20 protein-coding genes are annotated in these 18,439 nt (G+C 55.7%); 14 read left to right on the top strand and 6 right to left on the bottom strand.

Annotation, left to right across the window (positions count from 1 at the left end; all coding sequences use genetic code 11):
- Positions 1-111 precede the first annotated feature (111 nt).
- Positions 112-564, top strand: a complete 453-nt coding sequence (locus CHU70_RS10800; protein ID WP_147739832.1) for a hypothetical protein — start codon at positions 112-114, stop codon at positions 562-564.
- A gap of 70 nt (positions 565-634) precedes the next feature.
- Here the strand turns inward: CHU70_RS10800 and CHU70_RS10795 are convergent, their stop codons facing one another.
- Positions 635-3,118, bottom strand: a complete 2,484-nt coding sequence (locus tag CHU70_RS10795) for an FtsK/SpoIIIE domain-containing protein (protein WP_147739831.1) — start codon at positions 3,116-3,118, stop codon at positions 635-637.
- A 113-nt stretch (positions 3,119-3,231) separates the two neighbouring features.
- Between CHU70_RS10795 and CHU70_RS10790 the strand changes: the two genes are divergently transcribed.
- Together CHU70_RS10790 and CHU70_RS10785 are read left to right on the top strand one after the other, a co-directional pair.
- A complete protein-coding gene (locus CHU70_RS10790; protein WP_147739830.1) occupies positions 3,232-4,266 on the top strand; it encodes an ADP-ribosylglycohydrolase family protein in 1,035 nt (344 codons plus the stop codon).
- Between the two features lie 94 nt (positions 4,267-4,360).
- Entirely contained in the window at positions 4,361-4,999 is a 639-nt protein-coding gene (locus CHU70_RS10785) for a PolC-type DNA polymerase III (RefSeq protein WP_147739829.1), read from the top strand.
- Positions 5,000-5,038: 39 nt separating this feature from the next.
- Here CHU70_RS10785 and CHU70_RS10780 read toward each other — a convergent pair whose 3' ends face one another.
- From CHU70_RS10780 to CHU70_RS10765, 4 genes are all read right to left on the bottom strand, one after another.
- Positions 5,039-5,965, bottom strand: a complete 927-nt coding sequence (locus tag CHU70_RS10780; protein WP_147739828.1) for a hypothetical protein — start codon at positions 5,963-5,965, stop codon at positions 5,039-5,041.
- Between the two features lie 2 nt (positions 5,966-5,967).
- Entirely contained in the window at positions 5,968-6,894 is a 927-nt protein-coding gene (locus tag CHU70_RS10775) for a hypothetical protein (RefSeq protein WP_147739827.1), read from the bottom strand.
- Positions 6,895-7,128: 234 nt separating this feature from the next.
- Complete coding sequence (locus CHU70_RS10770; protein ID WP_147739826.1) at positions 7,129-7,650, bottom strand: single-stranded DNA-binding protein; 522 nt, start codon at positions 7,648-7,650, stop codon at positions 7,129-7,131.
- Positions 7,651-7,688: 38 nt separating this feature from the next.
- Complete coding sequence (locus CHU70_RS10765; RefSeq protein ID WP_147739825.1) at positions 7,689-9,176, bottom strand: hypothetical protein; 1,488 nt, start codon at positions 9,174-9,176, stop codon at positions 7,689-7,691.
- 139 nt (positions 9,177-9,315) lie between these two features.
- On the opposite strand from CHU70_RS10765, the gene CHU70_RS10760 reads away from it, so the two are divergent.
- From CHU70_RS10760 to CHU70_RS10745, 4 genes are all read left to right on the top strand, one after another.
- On the top strand, positions 9,316-10,137 hold the full coding sequence (locus CHU70_RS10760) for a RusA family crossover junction endodeoxyribonuclease (protein WP_147739824.1): 822 nt from the start codon (positions 9,316-9,318) through the stop codon (positions 10,135-10,137).
- A 76-nt stretch (positions 10,138-10,213) separates the two neighbouring features.
- Complete coding sequence (locus tag CHU70_RS10755; RefSeq protein ID WP_147739823.1) at positions 10,214-10,855, top strand: hypothetical protein; 642 nt, start codon at positions 10,214-10,216, stop codon at positions 10,853-10,855.
- Between the two features lie 129 nt (positions 10,856-10,984).
- On the top strand, positions 10,985-11,167 hold the full coding sequence (locus CHU70_RS10750) for a hypothetical protein (protein ID WP_147739822.1): 183 nt from the start codon (positions 10,985-10,987) through the stop codon (positions 11,165-11,167).
- Positions 11,168-11,380: 213 nt separating this feature from the next.
- Positions 11,381-12,058, top strand: a complete 678-nt coding sequence (locus CHU70_RS10745; RefSeq protein WP_147739821.1) for a hypothetical protein — start codon at positions 11,381-11,383, stop codon at positions 12,056-12,058.
- A gap of 100 nt (positions 12,059-12,158) precedes the next feature.
- Here CHU70_RS10745 and CHU70_RS10740 read toward each other — a convergent pair whose 3' ends face one another.
- Positions 12,159-12,959 (bottom strand): hypothetical protein, encoded by an 801-nt coding sequence (locus CHU70_RS10740; protein ID WP_147739820.1) that lies wholly within the window; start codon positions 12,957-12,959, stop codon positions 12,159-12,161.
- 169 nt (positions 12,960-13,128) lie between these two features.
- Here CHU70_RS10740 and CHU70_RS10735 point away from each other — a divergent pair, with 169 nt between their 5' ends.
- The 7 genes from CHU70_RS10735 to CHU70_RS10705 all read left to right on the top strand — a co-directional run bounded on the left by CHU70_RS10735 (position 13,129) and on the right by CHU70_RS10705 (position 18,197).
- Positions 13,129-14,166 carry a hypothetical protein gene (locus CHU70_RS10735; protein WP_147739819.1) on the top strand — a complete coding sequence of 346 codons (1,038 nt, stop codon included), beginning with the start codon at positions 13,129-13,131 and terminating at the stop codon, positions 14,164-14,166.
- A complete protein-coding gene (locus tag CHU70_RS10730; protein ID WP_147739818.1) occupies positions 14,163-14,528 on the top strand; it encodes a hypothetical protein in 366 nt (121 codons plus the stop codon). Before CHU70_RS10735 ends, CHU70_RS10730 begins: the two co-directional genes overlap by 4 nt.
- A 165-nt stretch (positions 14,529-14,693) precedes the next feature.
- Positions 14,694-15,275, top strand: coding sequence for a hypothetical protein (locus CHU70_RS10725; RefSeq protein WP_147739817.1), 582 nt, complete (start codon positions 14,694-14,696; stop codon positions 15,273-15,275).
- A 61-nt stretch (positions 15,276-15,336) separates the two neighbouring features.
- Positions 15,337-15,609, top strand: coding sequence for a hypothetical protein (locus tag CHU70_RS10720; RefSeq protein ID WP_147739816.1), 273 nt, complete (start codon positions 15,337-15,339; stop codon positions 15,607-15,609).
- Positions 15,610-15,631: 22 nt separating this feature from the next.
- The gene (locus tag CHU70_RS10715; RefSeq protein WP_147739815.1) at positions 15,632-16,216 is read left to right on the top strand and encodes a hypothetical protein; all 585 of its coding nucleotides are present in this window, start codon (positions 15,632-15,634) and stop codon (positions 16,214-16,216) included.
- 155 nt (positions 16,217-16,371) lie between these two features.
- Positions 16,372-17,067: a DUF2786 domain-containing protein gene (locus CHU70_RS10710; RefSeq protein ID WP_147739814.1), complete on the top strand. Its 696-nt coding sequence runs from the start codon at positions 16,372-16,374 to the stop codon at positions 17,065-17,067.
- Between the two features lie 158 nt (positions 17,068-17,225).
- On the top strand, positions 17,226-18,197 hold the full coding sequence (locus CHU70_RS10705; RefSeq protein ID WP_147739813.1) for a hypothetical protein: 972 nt from the start codon (positions 17,226-17,228) through the stop codon (positions 18,195-18,197).
- The last annotated feature ends 242 nt before the right edge of the window (positions 18,198-18,439 follow it).

Genomic DNA, 18,439 nt, shown 5'->3' with positions numbered 1-18,439 from the left:
GTCCGACCGGTCGGCGCGACTACGCGCGTAGTCGCCACGGTCGGCCAGGTCGTTTTAGCTCATTGACATGCTCAGGCAAGAACCAACAGCCCACCAAAGGAGCTTGCCCTAATGAGCACCAGCACCCTCGCCTTCATCGAAATCAACTACGCTCTTGTCGCCCTCGACGTGACCATCGACCCCGAGCGCGGTTCCGTCTCCTGGAAGACCTCAGACAAAACCACCGTCGTTGTTCACGACGATGCCATTTGGGAGCGCTGCAACAGCAGCAAGCTTCACGCCAGCTCGGGCGCGTCGGAAGCTCTCGCCAACGCCCTTCCAGGAGCTGAGGGGCTGACCATTGACTACCTGTTCAGCAAGTTGCATGAGGTCAATTCCCGCGTCTACCACCTCACCGACGCTGAACTTGATGCCATCGAGGACAACCAGGAGCTAATGACCGCCACATACGACTACATTCGTAGTGAGAACGTCAACTGTGGCTATTCCCGAGATGACGTCGCCGACTGGACAGTGGAGTTCATCGCCAACCACATGCTCGACATGCGAACGAAGGCTGCTTAAGCCACGACAGCCCAAAAAAGGGGCGTATCGAAGGATGTTTCCACTTCGATACGCCCCTGAATTTTGTCCTCTAATTTTCCACCTTAACCCAACGGGGTTCCACCCCGCCGTCACTATTCGTAATCTCTGTCCGGGCATATCCCAGCGTTTGCAGGCGTTGTCGGACAATCTCTTTGAAACCCGCTGCATGAATAGTCGGATCCCAAGGTAGTGGCCCACTTTCGTCAGGGAGATAGTATCCCTGAGCCATGCGGTAACCGTCCTTGGAGTCGTAGGCCCATGCACGTCCTTTAGGGCTTCCCCCAGAGGGGAATCTCGTGCCGTGGTCGGATCCCATAATTTGCTGTGAAGTGTAAATATTTACGGGGCCGACACAAACGCGAAATTCCAACTGTTCGAGCAGCTGTGAAGAAATGACCTTGGCAGATGGTTTCTGCGCGGCAGCAATGACATGAACCCACATAGCTCTGGCTAGAAGACCAATGGACTCCAAATCGGATCGTGCTTCGTCTTTGAGTTCCTCCAGGTCACTATCTGAACTCTTGGACAAGAACTGTGCCAGCTCGTCGAAGAACAGTACCAATCGTTTAGGCGCTGGGCCGTATTTCTTTTCCAGCTCCGGTTGGCGTCTATAGAGTTCTCGCAATTGTCCGACGTTTCTAACGCCGACTTTCCCTAGCAACGTTTGCCTACGATCCATTTCCTGTCGCGCCAAGGAGATTGTGTGAACAATGTCTTCTGGTCGAGCTGCGAAACGGGTGACATTTGGAAATTCAGGAGTCCAGGTAAAGTCAGTGCGTTTCGGATCGCATACGAAGAACTCAAACATGTCTGGGTTGTAAAGGCCGTAGAACAGAATATTGCTGAGTAACACACTTTTTCCGCTGTTGGTACGTCCGCCGACGAGTCCGTGTGGAACACTATTTATGTCCCATACCAAGTCTCCGCCTCCCATCTGAGGGCCGAGAATGAACTTTCCTGTTCTAGCAAGCTGATTAACTCGCTTAAACTCTTCTGTTCCTGGTTGAGGAAACACGATGGATTGGGGAAGCGGTGGGACTGCGTTCATCTCGACAATTCCACTCGCGGGAGACCACTTGTAGTGCCAGTCATTATCAGTGGTCAATGAGTTCCAGTGCTGTTCAAACGAGTCTTGAGTCTCAATGTTTGTGACATCGTAGTCGCCGAAGTTCACACGAGCAGTTTGAGGCAGTGCCTCTCCCTTTTGGCTGAGATTGTCCTGCCAGGAAGTAATATCGCAGTCCACGAAGTTCCGAGAGTTGCCGAACTTCGATTCGACCACGTTGCGCAAGCGACGCTCCGCCGCCTTGCGAAGCGCCAACTTTGACCGCGCAGGAACTGCGGCAATATCCAACGTTGTTTCCGCCCCGGTAGACGTCCAGTTATACAGCCACACGACCGACGGGTACGCGGCTTTCATCGTGTCATCAAAGTTGGACTCGAAAGCATCCCGAGTGCGCCGTGCGGCAAGATTGCGGGTGCTGAAGTCAATATGCAGCTTCTGCGGATGGTCAACGGGGAAACTGCTGTTCTCCAGCCACTTCGTCACGGTCACCACTGGGTCATCTGCGCGGCGATCATTGCCGCGAACCATGCCGATTACGTTGTCCTCGATCTTGCGGGTGGTGCGCTTACGCTTGGCCTCGGTCGATTGCCTGTCTTCTTGCTGCATTGTCAGCACGCCACTGTCCCATGAATACATCCACTCGCCGGGAGCCTTGATGCGCTTATCGAAGGTGCGCTCCACCTGGCTGCGAGCAGCCGGGTTGGAATCGTCGAAAGAACCGTAGTCAATCGCGATGGTCTGGGGAACCATAACCTGCAGGCCTGCGCGAGTTTCGACCTCTTGCCAGCCGTCGAAGGTGACATTGAAACCATCATCGACATTGCGAGCGTTGATTCCAAGCGTTGTGGCCACAACCGACAACGCCGACCGGACAAATGCTTGCCGCGTGACTTCCGGGCTGGAGTTAGCGACGAGCTTTCCGTGGCAGACCGCGGGTGACGGCCAATCGAAGACCCACGACATGCCCTCTGGCGACCCAAGCGTATTGTCGATGGCCTGCTCTAGGGGAGCGTGGGCGAACACACTGTGGGAAGCAGGGCAGTCGCCGACAGTGAGCGTGAACTCTTCGATGGTGGACTTTGCGCCCCATCGGCGCACCTTGATGTGACGGTCGGGTGCGGCCGGTGAATTTGCAGTTGATCGGGGAAGCGCTGCTCGTTTTTGAATCTGTTCATAAAGCGTCAGGAGTCGTTTTCTGCGCTCCGGCATGATGATGGCAGCACGGCCAACGGTGAAGACAAAACCGACGGCGAGCGCAATTAATGCCCAGGTGCGCAGACTGGGGACTTTCCACACCACAGCTATAGCCGCGACCGCAAGGAAGACATGGATTACTGGCAGAGGAACTGGGCCGGCCCGGAAGTGGTCGGCGCGGAAAGTGAGGGCAATCCAGTCTTTAAAGAGCTGCTGTGAATGGCGGCGAGCAGCATCCTCCAAGGGGGATGGTCGGCGTCTGGCTTTAGCCATCAGTGGTTGTCCTCCAGGTCAGGCGGTGAAAAATGGATGTTGCTGGGCTTCACTGTAAGGGCAGGCCGCTTTCCTGCCGCGGGGTTGCTGCGGTCGAGTAGGGGGGAGGGGACGTGACATACTGTGGCTCCGCTCCGCAGTCCCGGATGTCGGCCAGGCGGAAACCTGAGCTCGATAGCCTCGGCGATATGGAAATGATGATGAACAATAGCCTGGCCGATTCGATTAAAGACCGCGCCCGAGGATGCCTTCTCGGGCAATTTATCGGCGACTCACTAGGAAGCCTCGTCGAGTTCCTCCCCGCCAAAGCCATCGCCAAGCTGTACCCCAATGGCGTGCGAAACATGGCCAACGGTGGAACCTGGAACCTTATCGCCGGCCAGCCCACCGATGACTCACAGATGGCGATGATGCTCATCCGCGCACTAGAAAACGCCGACACCTTCGACCCAAGCGTCGCTTTCGCTAATTACCAGCACTGGCTATCGACAGCACCATTCGACATCGGACTGACGTGCCGAACAGGCCTAGCCGGAAAGCCAAACGCCCAGTCCCAATCCAACGGGGCACTCATGCGCGTTAGCCCACTGGGAGTCTTCGGAGCGCGAGACACTATCAGCCTGGAGCAGGCAATGGAGTTTGCACGCCAGGACGCAGAGCTGACCCACCCAAATCCGATCTGCGTTGATGCCAATGCCGTGTTTGTTGCCGGAATTGTGACCGCCATCGAGACCGGAAACACGACCCGAGTGCTCAGCGCGATGCTCTCCTCCGCGCAAACTGAAGAGGTGTACTCGGCAATCATCGCTGGTACACAAGGAAAAGTCGGACGATACTCCGGCCATATCGGCTGGGTGCTCCTAGCTCTATCCATCGCAGTCGAAAGTCTCCTGATTACCGACAGTGGCGAAGAAGCGCTCGTTCATGCCATCAATTACGGCGGAGATACTGATACCAACGCTGCCATCACCGGAGCGTTAACAGGCGCGGTCTACGGCGCCGATAGTTGGCCGCGGAAGTGGGTGTCAACCGTGCTGGAATGCCGACCAGAGGCATCAAACCCCCAGGTCAAAAACCCACTCCGGCCAGAGTTCTGGGCAGCCGACCTGCTCAATCAGTCCGACCGGCTAGTTGGGCTTGCTGCATAGCATTTGACTACCCGGCTGACTACCGATGTAGTCACAAGGCTAAGTCTGTCTGTTCATGGTCAGTCAGTGACAACAAGGGCATTAACATGCTGATATGGGTTTCTTCTCATCTCTCATTAACGGCTTAATGACGTCTAGCCAGCCCGCTTATGCCATCGTGGACACCGAAACAACGGGGTTTAGCGTCCGCCGCGATCGAATCGTTGAAATCGGCGTGGTAATTGTTGACCAACAATTCCGGGAGTGTGGACGCTGGGGGAGCCTAATTAATCCCGAGAAGAGAATCACGAACTCCGCGATCCACGGGATCACCGATGCAATGGTTGCGCAGGCTCCAACGTTCAAACAGATCTTTTCAGAGTTCGCCAGCACCGTACACGGCCTGCATCTTATGGCGCACAATTCCCCTTATGACGCAAAGATGTTGTGCGCTGAAATTGACCGCTTTGGTGCTGAATATGAAGGAGACGTAGTTCTGCCTTTCATTGACACGATTGAATTGGCGAAACAGTTGACCGGCAGGCCGTACAATCTGGAATCCCTAGCTAGAAGATGCGGCGTCTTTAATCCCAATGCACATGCTGCAGTTGATGACGCTGCGACAACTGCCGCAGTGATGCGAAAGCTTGGAGGCGAAAAGTTTGCCGAAACGATTGATGAGCAGGGCATGAGGTTTGATGCCAGTCTCGTGACTGCATGGCGGCTTCCATCGCGTCCAACAGTCTCCCGGTAGCCCATATCGACTGCGGACGAGCGCGGTATCACTCCTAATCTAGGCTTCTTTCTTCCACACCGTGACGTTGGGCTTCTCGATAACCTCTGCGTCTCGCGCTCCGGCAGTGTGGGGCGCGATAAAGACAGGTTTGCGCAGTTTGCGGTTCTTCCCCCACGCCTGCTGGCGCCAATGACCGCGTACCCACCAGCGGGTCGTGGCTTTGCCACGACTACCTCCGCCATTTCCTCCTCGATGCTTACGTACTAGGGAGCGCACGTTGACCTGAACAGTCGCTTTAGAAGATTGCCCGGTACGCACACCGGGGCGCTTCACACGCATCTGAACCGGATTGGCTTCTTCCACCACTGTTGGCTGTGCCATGAGCAGCCACATTGCTCCCAACGCTCCGATTAGCTGCTCGGATCCGGTGGCGTCAGAAGGAAACCCCTCGGCCACGACTAGTTCCACGTCGGACTCTTTTCCGAGCAGCGTCTGCACGTGTGTAGTGGTTGCGAACACTTCGTCCCACGGGATTCCTTCACGGAGAGGGGAAAGTGCGTCCCGTGCTTCCCCCAGGCGAGATAGCGCCCGAATTTTCACCATGTCACCAGTTCTTTTCCAAAAAATGGCGTCAATCGGCACTAGGTAACGCTGGTTGTTAATATCCCCATTCCAGACAGCGGAAAACAAGGGCGTATCAAAGGCGACCAGACCACTTTGCGAGGGCATGATTTCCTCAGGCGACCACTGAGGGACAGTGCCCATCGTGTCTCGAATCATGGAGCAAAAATCGCGGGCAATCCACGTCAGCGGTGCTTCACGGAGCGCATCGGCCATTGCGTGAAAGTCGAGCGCGGTTGATCCAGGAACCTTCTCTCTGGTGTGAGCCTCTGGCCTGCCCCAAAATTCTGCGAGCTTTAGCCACGCGGCGACCTGCGCCTCGCGCAGGTACGGCAAATCGTAGGGACTCCATCTCTTATTCACGGTTAGAGACTTTCGGAGATGATTCGGCGTACCATCGACACGTCAAGGCCTGTCGTGGCAGCGATGTCTCTACGGCGTACTCCAGAGCGAGCGGCTTCGATGATTGCTCGATTACGGCGAAAGAGAGCTTCATTGAGATTCTTCTGTGCCTGCTTGTAAGCAGCACAAGCATCTTCTAGGTCATCGAACTCTTCCGTACCTAAATTTCCATTGCGAATCTCTGACTTGAGAGTTTCGTGGAGATCTGTGAAATGCGCTTTTGTGAGCTTGACCGTATCCCAGTAGCGTTCATCTATTTCATCGTCAATAAAACGTCCAGCGATTAGCTTGCTGATTCCTTCGGCTTTTGCAAGCGCTCTTACTGCCCGATCATGGGAGATATAGTCGGTATCAGTGATTTTGATATGCTTCGGCGACTCGTCTAAGACGGTCGATGCAATCGCGATAGCAACGTCTGCGGTGTAGTCCGGATTTTCGGGGACTTCCTCATCATCAAGTAGGAAGCTGTTTGGATCCGACCAGTACACGTATGGCCAGTAGTCGGCAGCAAGGTCGGCGTTGCCCCAACGGTCATTGTGAGCGATGAGGGCGTTGATGATTTGGCTCAGTGATCCTGCAAAGACATCTTTCTTGCCAGGGTGGTTGTAGTGAGTGCAGATTAGGGCATAGACGATAGGTTCTACCAGCCATACCGCATCGTTATGTGCAGTGCGAAGGCCGGCACGGCGAAGGGCTGCTTCGTAGTCGGCCTTGTCTTCGCTTTTGTCCACGGGGATGCAGATATTGACGCCGAATCCTTCTTTGTTCTTCTCATACCAGAAAGGCGAGTTGTTTTTAACAATCACATTCGCAGCGTCTTCGACAATGATGACATCTTGATTTTGGTCTCTTAGTCGATCGGAGTCGAGGATGGCGGGAAATTTATTCATGGCTTATTTCCTTTCGGTGTGGCGGTGTTTACACAAGAATAGCAGCGTGAATACGGTAGCGCTACCGTGGTCACGCTATAAGGGTTGTGGTTGGGGGTGTGAGTCAAGTGATGTTTTCGCTCAGCGCCGACTGTCCGATAAAGCGGTTGCTCCAGATACAAAAACGCCCTGCAAGGGCGGAATAACCGCATCTCACAGGGCGCTACAGCCACGGAACACTACATTAAAGACCTCTTAGAACGGCGGCTCTTCACCTCCCATGCCGGAACCGGCTGCCGGGGCAGACCCCCACGGGCCACTCTGTGGGGCACCGCCACCGAATCCGCCTCCGGCGTTGCTCTGCTGTGAGCCACCGCCGAAGCCTCCATTCTGAGACGGCCTGCTGCCACCACTCTTTGCAGTGCGATTGACCTGGGCGGTAGCAAAACGAAGGGACGGCCCAATCTCGTCAGCCTCGACCTCAAAGACCGTGCGACGTTCACCCTCGCGCGTCTCGTAAGAGCGCTGGCGAAGGTTGCCGTGAACAATCACGCGCATTCCCTTGGTCAGCGTCTCTGTGGCGTTTTCTGCCATGTCGCGCCACAGCTTGCAGGTCAAGAACAAACCTTCACCATCAACCCACTGGCCGTCACGATAGACACGTGGCGTAGATGCCACTCGAACGTTGGCAACAGCCGTACCGCTGTTGGTGTACTTCAATTCAGGATCGGCAACGAGGTTGCCAATCAGCGTAATCGGGGTATCTCCTTGAGCCATGATAAAAATTCCTTTTCGTGTGAATGATGAAGTAGCTGCTAGGCAGCGTCATTCATGCTTTCCTGGTACTGGTTGCGAGCGAAATCAACAAACTGCTGCGGCTGGTCTTCCCACTGGCTGAGCATCTCCTCAAACTTCTCCGCCGGAATCTCGGCCGACTGGTAGGTGCCAAAGCAAGACACAAGCGCAGGGTTTAAGTGCGCCACGTGGCCACCCATATTGATTGCGACAATCAAATCATCCCAGCGCTTCCGCAGCTCCGGGCTGTCAGACAGCATCGGTGTGGATTCACGAGCATCTGCAGTTTCTGCATCCTTTGCCGGTTCCTTCTTCTCGGAAGTGTCACGTCCCTTATTCGACAAAGAATCGCAGTACTCCGCGGTAAGCTCCACGGCCTCTGCAAACAGCTCAAACGCACGATTGCGAACCGCCACACTCCACTCCTGTGGCACCGACCCCTGCTCCGCAAATACTTCCGCAGGCAACGGCAACTCCGCCTCCACAACGTAAAACGCCCACTGGCACGCCTCGTCCCACGCCTTATCCATCCGGTCAAGACGCCCGCACATACGCGCCTGCACAGTATCGGCAACCCACAACAACGCCTTCGTCAGCAACGACTCAACTGATCGAACCGTATCCGTGCTGACCTCTCCAGCGCTGGTAGCCGACTGGGAAACAACCTCGTGAGCCTTCGAGCGCACGCGCCGCACATGAGTAACGGCATAGCTGCCAGGGTTGACCTCGCCGCGAGCCCCACGCAGCATCCACGGCTTGTTCGTCGAACATGCCGGGGCACCGCGCATGGCCGTTAGCTGCTTTTCAATCCGTGCGATAGCCGCTTCCACATCGGCGCTCATACCTCCGACGGGAACTTCCGATGCCTGGATAATGCAGCCAGCCGGAGAACCATCTGCCAACTTCGGAATAATGCAGCCCTGCGGGGGAACAGTGCCGTCGTAATTGCCTCGCACCGCACCCCACTTGAGTGGATTGGTGCGACATTCCTCGCTGATAAGCGTGTGCTCTTCGTCAGCAAAACCCAGAACTGCAATCACCTTCGAGCAATTTCCACTGGTCGCATCTGTGGTTGCCTTGCCGTCAGGGTTATCGTTACAGCCACGCAGGGTGTTAATCGGTGTCGTAAAAGCAATGTAATCGCCAGCCCGGTTGCGGACTTTGCGGCGAATCTCAAAGGCAACATAGACAGGCCTCTGGGCTTCACGAGCAGCTTCTGCAAGCTGGTGCAGTGGCGAGTTCGTCTTACAGTTACCGTGAAAATCAAAGCTCAACGGCTTGCCGTTGCGGGTTTCCACACTCGAAGCATCGAACGTTACTGAGACCAGATCGTCTTTGACATTAACGCTCTTAATGAGCACGCTCGGATACTCCGTGATGAACGCCTCTGGATGAACTCGGGTAGTCATCTCGTTGCCATTGACATGAATCTCAACAGGCTTACGTGAGGGGGCTGATTCATAGGCAATGAAGCTGGTGTTGTGCTCGCTTCGTGTAAAAGCGCTCATGGTGTGTTCCTTTCGTCGGCTGGCTTCATCAAATCACTCGCCCGTTACCACCTGGCCGAACTCAGAAACACCCCGCCAACCTGCATAAACAAACGCACTGAAACCGGAAGGGAAGCGGGCGAGTGTGACCATTGCCTGCATGACATCCATTCTGAACGTCAACGACCTGATTTCCGGCGGCACCCACAAATGGTGCCCAGAGTGCAAAGGCGCAATCATCGCGGTGACCAGCGACAAATGCTCCGCGTGCGCATCAGGATGGAAACGCGCCACCATTGAAATTGGCCCCACGAAAAGAACCACCCGCACCACCGCTCGACCCCCGCACCTTGATGCACATACCAGTCTCAAAAAGGAGCGATTGGCTCAACTGTCCAATCTCCCCGATGGGCAATTATGGCTAGTAGTAAAGGGCAAACCCGTCACTCAAGGATCAATGAAAGCAGCTAAGGGGCGGGTTATGCACTCCTCAGGCCCCGAGCTTCGGCAGTGGCGCGACAGCATCACCAAAGAAGCACTCCGCGCTGTCGGATCAGACTGGGTGCCCCTCGACGTTCCACTACGCCTAGAGGTCGTGTTGACAATCTCACGACCAAAGACGCTCAGTACTGATGCCTACGACTGCACAGACGGTTTTCCCCGTTGTGCCCCAATGACCCCACCCGATACCGACAAGCTACTGCGCGCAGTTCAAGACGCCTTTTCTCCATTTCAGAAAAAGGAGTCGGGCAGACGTTTTCAAATCGTCGCCGATGACTCACGATTTGTGGATTCCTACGCGGTGAAAACCTACCCCGCGCCAGCACACACCCACCCGTGGGCACTAACCCAACCTGGTGCTGTGATCCGTGTGAGCCCATTGGGAAATGACCTGCCTCCCATGCCTGCATCCTGTCTAGATAATCCAGGGACACTCCCCGAGATCCCCCGCCAACGCGCCACCGAAATAGGATTGTCATAAAGACGCGGCGCTACTGTGTCATCAACCTAAGCACTTGCCCTGATAAGACCATATTCGCCGATAGATAGAGAAAACCATGCCTGCTGTAAACACAGCCGATATTGAACGTATCCGCACCCGACTATCTGATTATGAGATGACGATTCACCACGCTGATGGGCTGTACCGTCACCTGTATTTTCACAGCACTACTGATCCGTTCCCCGGTAACTGCTCTTTCCATGTTGTCACCTGGCCCGGACACGCCTGTATTCATGGCGATTGGTGCGGCGCCCACACAATCGCCCGCGAGGCAGACATGCTCAAAGACTTCCTCAATGTCGATCACATAGACCGCAACTACTGGGCAGAGAAGATGAGCATTGCTGGTCATCATCAACAACTCACTGAAGAAAGCCAAGAAGTTTGCAATCAGTGGATTACTGATCGTCTTCAGGAGATTGAAAAAGAGTTCGTTCTGAACGACACGGATCGCTTCAACATCCGCGATGAATACGAGTCATGTCGAGACGGAAACGGCATCCTTCAGTGGGAGAAGCTGCAAAACCTTGGCACCTATGTGACATGGGAAGGTAGTGAAGGAATCCATCTCGGCATCGATGATGCTTGGGAGCTTGACTTCACTGTCTACCGGCATGATTTCCTCGTAGCTTGCGAGGGGTTGCGTTACGCGGCTGAACGTTGGGCAGGAGTAAATGGGGGCGCGGGGTTAAGCTGATGTACACATTTGGAATCGCAATTAATATTCCGAGTGTCCAGTCTGTCGCTGTCAAATTCTCTGCGGTTAGTGGCGACAAAATCAGCCATTATCGATTTATGGCCATAGGGAGGCAAATGTATGGCTCGAATGGGTAAGAACTTCGAGAAGAAAATTAAGGATTTTGAGAAGAAGCTTGCGGGAAATGTTCCTGTCGGAAAGTCCGAAAAGGAAACAAAGCAGAATCTTGAGAATCACTTCAAAAAAGCCGGAGCTAAACCCAATAAGAGCGAAATAAGGAAGCTGACAAGGGAAATCCACAAGGGGCACTAGCTGGGGTTTCGAGAGCAGGCGATTGACGCTGATGTAAACCAGTTGCGCCTGCTTTTGGATGTTTCACAAACCACCCAAGCAACTGTCCAACCTTATCCGCCAACTGGCTCCGCCAATGGAAGACCTCCACTGACGTTTTTCGGCCAGGTATGAAAACGGCACTGCCATGCTGGCAGCAGCACTGTTCGCCACAACCGGAAACGGAGTCCGACGATGAATACCATCGACATCAACACTCTCGACTTCACCAACGCACCCGCTGGATTCGATCGAACCGACAGCCTCATGAACATCCTCATCGCCGACATCGACGATAAGCAAGCCATCATCGGTTTCGACATCGATACTCAAAAGTCCAGCATCGCAGTCGGAAATCCAACCACTGGGAAGTGGGCAGACTCCGCTGACCCCCAGGATTGGCCGGCACTCGACCGCCTGTTTGGTCGCAAAAACTGGCAACCATTCCTCCGCGATCACGAGCAGGAATCCCGCGACATGCTCAACGCCGATGACCTAGCAGAGCTGGAGGCAGAGCACGGACGCCCTCTCACCGACGAGCAGAAGAAACAAATCCTCGCAATCGCCGACGATGGCACTGATATCGATACCGCCATCGCGCAGGTCATCGAGGTAGAGGCCACAGTCCAGATTGATGCAGGGCAGGTGCCAATCACCGACGAAAACGGCGGCTACACAGGCGAGCAGCGACACTTCGACTTTGTGACCTTCACCACCGCAGACGGCGAGCAGCTCGAAAAAACCTCCCCGAACGGAGGTTCCGATCAGGGAGTTTATGTCGAATCCTGCGAAGCCCCAGAGCCATACGATGCCGCTGCCGAGCAGTGGCTCGCAGGGATCCCCGGTATCTGGGTAGTCGGAACCTGGAACTAGCCACCCACCGCCCCGCCACAGCGCGGGGCGCAGGATAAAAGCCCGGTAGAAAAGGAACTATCACTAGTCCTTGTACCTACCGGGCTTTAACTATTGAAAACTACGCGCCTTGCTTTTCCTTCGCCAGCACCTTCGCAACCTGCGCATTCCACAGGATGCCAAGCGTGTCGAGAGCATTGTCATCGACGCGGCCACGGAACGTCAGCTTCACTCGCAGCGTCGTATCGTCAGTGCGGCCGAGTGCCGTCAGCGTCGAGGAACTTCCCTGGAAGCCCTGAGGCGTCGTGGTGGATACAGTCTGAGCATAAATAACGCCGGTGTCAGCGAGACCGTACTTTTCCTGCATATCAATCGGCATGTACTTGTGCGTCAACCTCACTGTCCGATCCTGCTGATTGAACTCCACCAGATCGCACTGTTCCAACCAGTCACGAACTGGCCTGTACTGCTCCTTCATCGGCGCGTCTGAAACATCCACCCGAATGTTGGCGTTGTACGCGGTTTGCACCAGCTCAGTGCCAGACCACTTACGAGCCCCCTCGATAATCATGTTCTCCGCGGCGGCATGAAGCTCACCCCCTGGAACGCACTCTGAGCGATTAAGAGCTGAAATGTCTTTCAGCTCATCTAGTTTCTCTGGCGGTTTCGTTTCCTGCTGCTTCCAACCAATAAACGGCGGTGCTGGCAAGTCTCCCTTATTCAGCTGCACCAAATAGTCGTTGTAAGCTTCCTTGTCCAACGGTCGTAGGTAAAAGAAACCCGCAATCAGGGCGCCAACCAGCGCAATTGCTGCAACAGCGACCCCGACAGTGGCCCCGCGTCCCCCTCTCGATGCCACACCTTCCCACCACATCCGAAGCGATGACGGGGCAGACCGCAGTTTCTCAGTTGTTGCAGACATCAGTTTTCTCCTTGAGCGTCCTTTTCTAGGTTGTTGCAAAGCAGCTGAGAAAGATTGTGACCTACAGCCGCTTTCCTCAAAGCAGGCTTTGTTCCAGCAGTTCGGGAAGCGGGCAAGTGCGACAATCAATCGACAAACACCACCCACGCAACAAAGAAAGAGAAAGCGCATGGCACCGAAGCCACAGAAAACCTGCGTCGCCATTGACCTGGGCACCGCAACCATCTCGGCTGCAACCGTGGACGAAGATGGTGTTATCCAGCCGGTTCTTTTCCCCAGCGGAGATTCCTACGCAGCATCCCTTCCAGTCGATAGCGACGGCGTGCTTCACGGGCCCGACTGGGGCGGGGAGGCCGTCGAATGGGTCGGAAACATCACGCGGTCACTGGCCAATAAGCCGTGGGTTATCGCCGATGTCCCCTACAGCTCCGCCACGCTTATCCAAATGGTCACCGCACCAGCCGTCGAACAGGCGAAAACCAACCTCGGCGCCATGCCTGATTGCCTCGTCGCCATCATCCCGAATCACTGGCCTGACTACATCGTGGATTCCTACATTGTCGGCCTGGAGCGACACGGTATCCGTGTCTATACCATCTCTCCGCAGGAAGCGATAGCCGCATCCCTGCCTGAGCACTCTCCAACTGGTTACGTCACCTATTTCGATTTCGGCGCCACGAGTACATCATTGTCCCTGGTCAAATGCAATCGCGTGCGCAAGCGCGGTGAGGTTACCTTCCATATCGTCGATCCCAACGGAGGCGAGCGCCGCGTCTATGCGGCTGTGGCTGGTCGCATCGCCAGGGAAGCTAATCCTGCTTTTTCCCCTGATCGCCAATGGAGGCTGAATGCGGCCTTCGATGTCGGCGAAGCTCGGCTTGCCACCCACGAGACCGACACCACAGGGGACGTGACAATCTCACTGCCTGACCCCATTGGCTCGGTCAACATCTCTGCTCGCACACTCCTCGACTACATCGAAGAAGAAGTATGCTGCGTCATTCAAGACCTCATTGACCGGCCGGAGGTCACCCAAGCCTGGGAAGAAGATGGGGGCGCAACCCCCAACTTGCACATCGTAGGTGGCTACAGCCGGGACGTCACCGCGGCCAACGCACTGCGCTCAGTCCTATGCGGATACGACGCGGTGGAATACCCCGCTGCATCACTGGCCGTCGGTGCCGCCACCGTTGGAGCAGCCAAGTGACCAGTGGAACCGCACTTATCGCAGCGGCAAGACAAGTCCCCGTTGAAATCCCCAACTGGCCACTATCGCGGGTTCTAAGAAAGGCAATTCAACACTACAATCGCCGAAACCCTGACAAGCCACCCGCGACAATGCAGTCCGACCCCGAGTTTCTTAAGCGCATTGCGGTCAATTGGCTTCGCCACATGGGAAGTAACTACGACGCACACCGCAACTCCATCAGCGCACTTGCGCACAAGGAAGACCGAAAAACAGCCGGCTCCATCGTCAAAGGCCGCATCCTCGCGCAAATCGCGATTCAATATCCGCAGTTGGCAGACGAAGCGAGACACCAAGCATTCCGAGAAGACCGGAAAGCATAAAAAGCCACGTCACGCCTAGTTTATTGCGGACAGTAAAACTCCCCGTGAATACGCGGGGAGTTTTACTGTCCGCTTTCATCGCGCAGATGTGGCCAATGGAAAGCACCACTAGGGAACAATGAAATCCAGAGACGCCCGGAAAGCCCAACAGGAAAGGAGCACGCAATGCCAATCCCCGGTGTACGAGAAACCGCAGCAGGCTGGGTAGCGGTAACGAAAAACTCTCCGCCCCCAGCTCAACCTCAGAGCTCCCAACGACGCTGGTTTACTTGGAAAAAGCCCGCTTCAACCCCTGAAGCGCCAGTCATTGAGCGAGCCGCATTCCGCTACGACAACATAGTCGAATACGCAGATCGAGCAGTCGCGGCCATCGGTGCGATTGCCCACTCCGACTGTTTCAAAAAAGGAATCCTCGGAGAACGTAATGCGACAGGCGCCATCTTGACGAACCGACTGTTCGACTGCCTGGAAAACATGCTCAAAGTCGATCAGCTTGCCCGGAAAGCCCAGAGTATCAGCGAAAAAGCCGAAGCTGCTGGAATCGCGGACACCACAGGCGCAGCCATTGAAAAGTCCATCAAAGCTAGTGTCATCGCTCCAGTCTGTCAGCTGGAGGAACTCGCGAGCCAAGTTCTCATCCTCGACCTTCAAGCAGTAAACAGCGAAGACTTCCGCTTCCAGCAGCCCACATCGTTTGAAGATCTGGAAGGCCGAGTCTTTGCGGCCGCACAACTATCCGAAATCTAGTCCGACCATCCTGGGACGTGACACATCCACGTCCTGCGCCCAACACTAGGAAAACACCAGCATGACCTACTACACCGAAGAAATCGAACACGACCCCGAGATCTACGAACCACTCAGCGGAATTGAATGCGCCGGACACCTTTACGTAGACAAAGGGGCAGACTTCATCACCGTCGCCCTCGGAAACGAAAAGACCGACATCTACCTCGACGAACCATTCACAGGAGAAGGGGACTGGGAAAACCAGCTCAGCGCCATCCTCGACGCCAACGGCATCGACCGCTCAGATGCCGCCTACATCGACTGTGGGTTCGCAATCGTCGCCTACCTCTAAAAAAGGGAGACATCGCAACACCATGCCGTCACCCTCGCGCACCCATCACCCCTGGTGGGAGGACACCCTATCCCGCTACAGCCAGATGCTGAATACCCAACAACCAAACCGCATCCGCATCGGCGCCACCGCTGGCATCGACTCATCAGGGCAAACGTTCATCGCTCCTCAGAGAATTGTCCGTGACCTCAACGGCACTCCTGCCGGCGAATGGGTTGTCGCCCGAGCGCTATGCCGACACCTGCAGAAGCCCCGCACTACCACTCTCGAACGAATGATTGCGCTGGTAAGCATGATGACGGCAGTGTCCGGCTTCCTAGTACTTCTCGCATGGGCAATCTCGCCCACAAACAGCAGCCTCGGGTTCATCTTCGCCACCATAGCCGTCATTTTCTTCTTTGCCGCCACAGCAATAGGTCGCGCGGCATCCCGCAAGCTCCGGGAAATCAAGTACCACGCTGATCTTACTGCCACCGTCACCGCAGGCTCCGACGCTGCCAAGGACTACTTCGACAGAGGCGGCGACCAACACCGCACACTGCTCCACACGTATCTGCTCGGAGAGCTCCCCGCCGCATCACTGCGTCACCAACTTGACCTAGACTAAGCCCGCAGCAATCGACTGTCCGCCCCAAAAAACTGCGAATAACTGGGAAAACAGCACGCTTCCCGCAGAACTAAACCGGCCAGTTTCTCCACTGCGAATGCGAACCTAAACCCATCACCAACACACGCATTGCACGCGCAGAAGGAGACAGGACAATGGCAAAGGACATCGACGGAATCAAGACCAAGATTCAAAAGTTGCTGGCGCAGGCACAAGACCGAGCAGGAACACCTGAAGGAGACGCCTTCCAGGAAAAAGCATTCGCACTGCTTGCCAGCTACGGGCTAAAGGAATCCGACATCAAAGATGCCGAGCACAACCCCTCCGACATTCTCCGCGAAATCGTGCACCTGCACGGTCGCTACATCCCACTTCAGCAGTACCTACTGACCAAAATCAGCCGAGCACTGCACTGCCGAGTGGTATTCACCGATAAGACAGGTTTCCTCTTTGGCGCGCGACGCCACATCGAGCGCGTAATGATGCTGTTTCCCATGCTCAACAACATCATGGCAGCGGGAGCAACAAAGCAGAAAGCCGATGCACTCTCCGCGCTCAACACCACCCAACTGCGACGCAGCTACATGTACGGATTCTCTAACGGAGTCGAAATCCGCCTAGCTAAGGCCGATAAGGACGTCGCAAAAGAATCCGGCGTCGGCACGGAAATCATGCTTGCTGATGACGAGTTGCGAGCAAAAGCAGCACTCAATAAAGCTTTCCCCCGCGTAAAAGCCACCCGGCGGACAGCAGCACTCAGCGCCACCGCTCTCGAAGCCGGCATGGCAGAAGCCCGCAAGCTTGACCTTGACCAGAAGCTTTCCTCGCGACGAGCAGCACTGACACGCTAGAAACCCAAATACCCTGCTTAGCAGGGTGGGAACGCAGAGGAGTGTCCGCAGCAGCAGCCCCCGAACCATCATCAACCACACTGCGTCGGCCAGGTTTACAACACTGTGCCCAATACTGCAGGGGAACCAAAACACCACCACGCGAAAGAAGGTTTCCCATGAGTACCGCCAATGCTCGATGTGGAGCCAATAGCGCTCACGAAGCCGTCAGCGTCACGCTCCCTATCGTCGTGACCCTCCCGTACACCCAAGGGCGGCAGATTCTCCCCCGTAGCACACAATTCATACGCCCCATCAAGGTCACCATTCCCAGCATTCAGGGCACTCAGATCAGCCGTAACCTCACCGGCTATGACCCGTCAGATGGTGTCTACTTCGACCCGAAAACCGCAACCTACTGGGATAAAAACAGTGGAAACGCCACTGGCAGCGACCTCCAAGAAAGGTTCTCCGACGACGCCGCTAGCCGATGGACTCCCTACCGCAGGGAAGAACCAATCCACAACATCCCCGAGGACTGGAAGATCTACTGCCGCATCGCTCACCTCGACAGCACGGCAGTAAACCGGCATCTCGATGCCAACCCCATTGAGCTTCAAGATCTGCCAATGCAGTCTCTCACTCGAACCAAGCGAGGCGGCTGGATTGTCACCAACCCGGAGCCCGCGCTCGATGCTGCAGAACGGATAGCCAGAACAGCGCTACGCAACGTTGCCCTCATAGACGGCGTGCTGACCGATGCTGTTTCAGAGCCTGTCATTGTCTTGCGGCCTGCATGTCACAACAACGATTCAATCGTGCGACCGTGGGCCGACATCGACTGGCGCGATGATGTTCACCCAGGAGAGACCTTCTTCCGGCTTACCAACGACATCCGCCAGAGGTGCGGCAACGAGTACTTCGATGCCATGAGCGTGCTCGATGAAGCCTCGCCGGCGTGGACAGCGCCGCCCGTTGACCAGGTGCTCGGCGAGGTGAGAGGGCAGGTGCAGCGCTGCCGGGATGAACTCATTGCAGCCCTGGAAGTCCAGTCTCCACACGACTTCGATTACTACCGTGCCGTCGATCTCTTCAACCGTTTTAGCGACAAAGTACTGGAGCAGGAGCTGCTAGAAGGCCTGGCGGGCTAGTCTCGCGGCTGCGACCCCCTTTTTGCGGCGGGGCGCGAGAGGGTGCCAACTGTCCGTCGGCTACGGAGACCGAAGCGACTGCCGATAGCGCAGTTCAGGGGACTAAAACACCTTTCGGACTACACCTGTAGTCAAGTAGTGACTACAGGTGTAGGCACAGCGTGGGAAAGGGGTAGATGCGGCCGTTGGGCGCGACGCGAACGCCACCGATACTCATCTCCATCCAACACGACTAGCCAGCG

The sequence above is a fragment of the Corynebacterium sp. LK10 genome (genome assembly GCF_008042455.1).
In the GTDB taxonomy this organism is placed as follows: Bacteria; Actinomycetota; Actinomycetes; order Mycobacteriales; family Mycobacteriaceae; genus Corynebacterium; species Corynebacterium jeikeium_D.
This window is presented reverse-complemented; position numbering and strand designations above follow the sequence as displayed.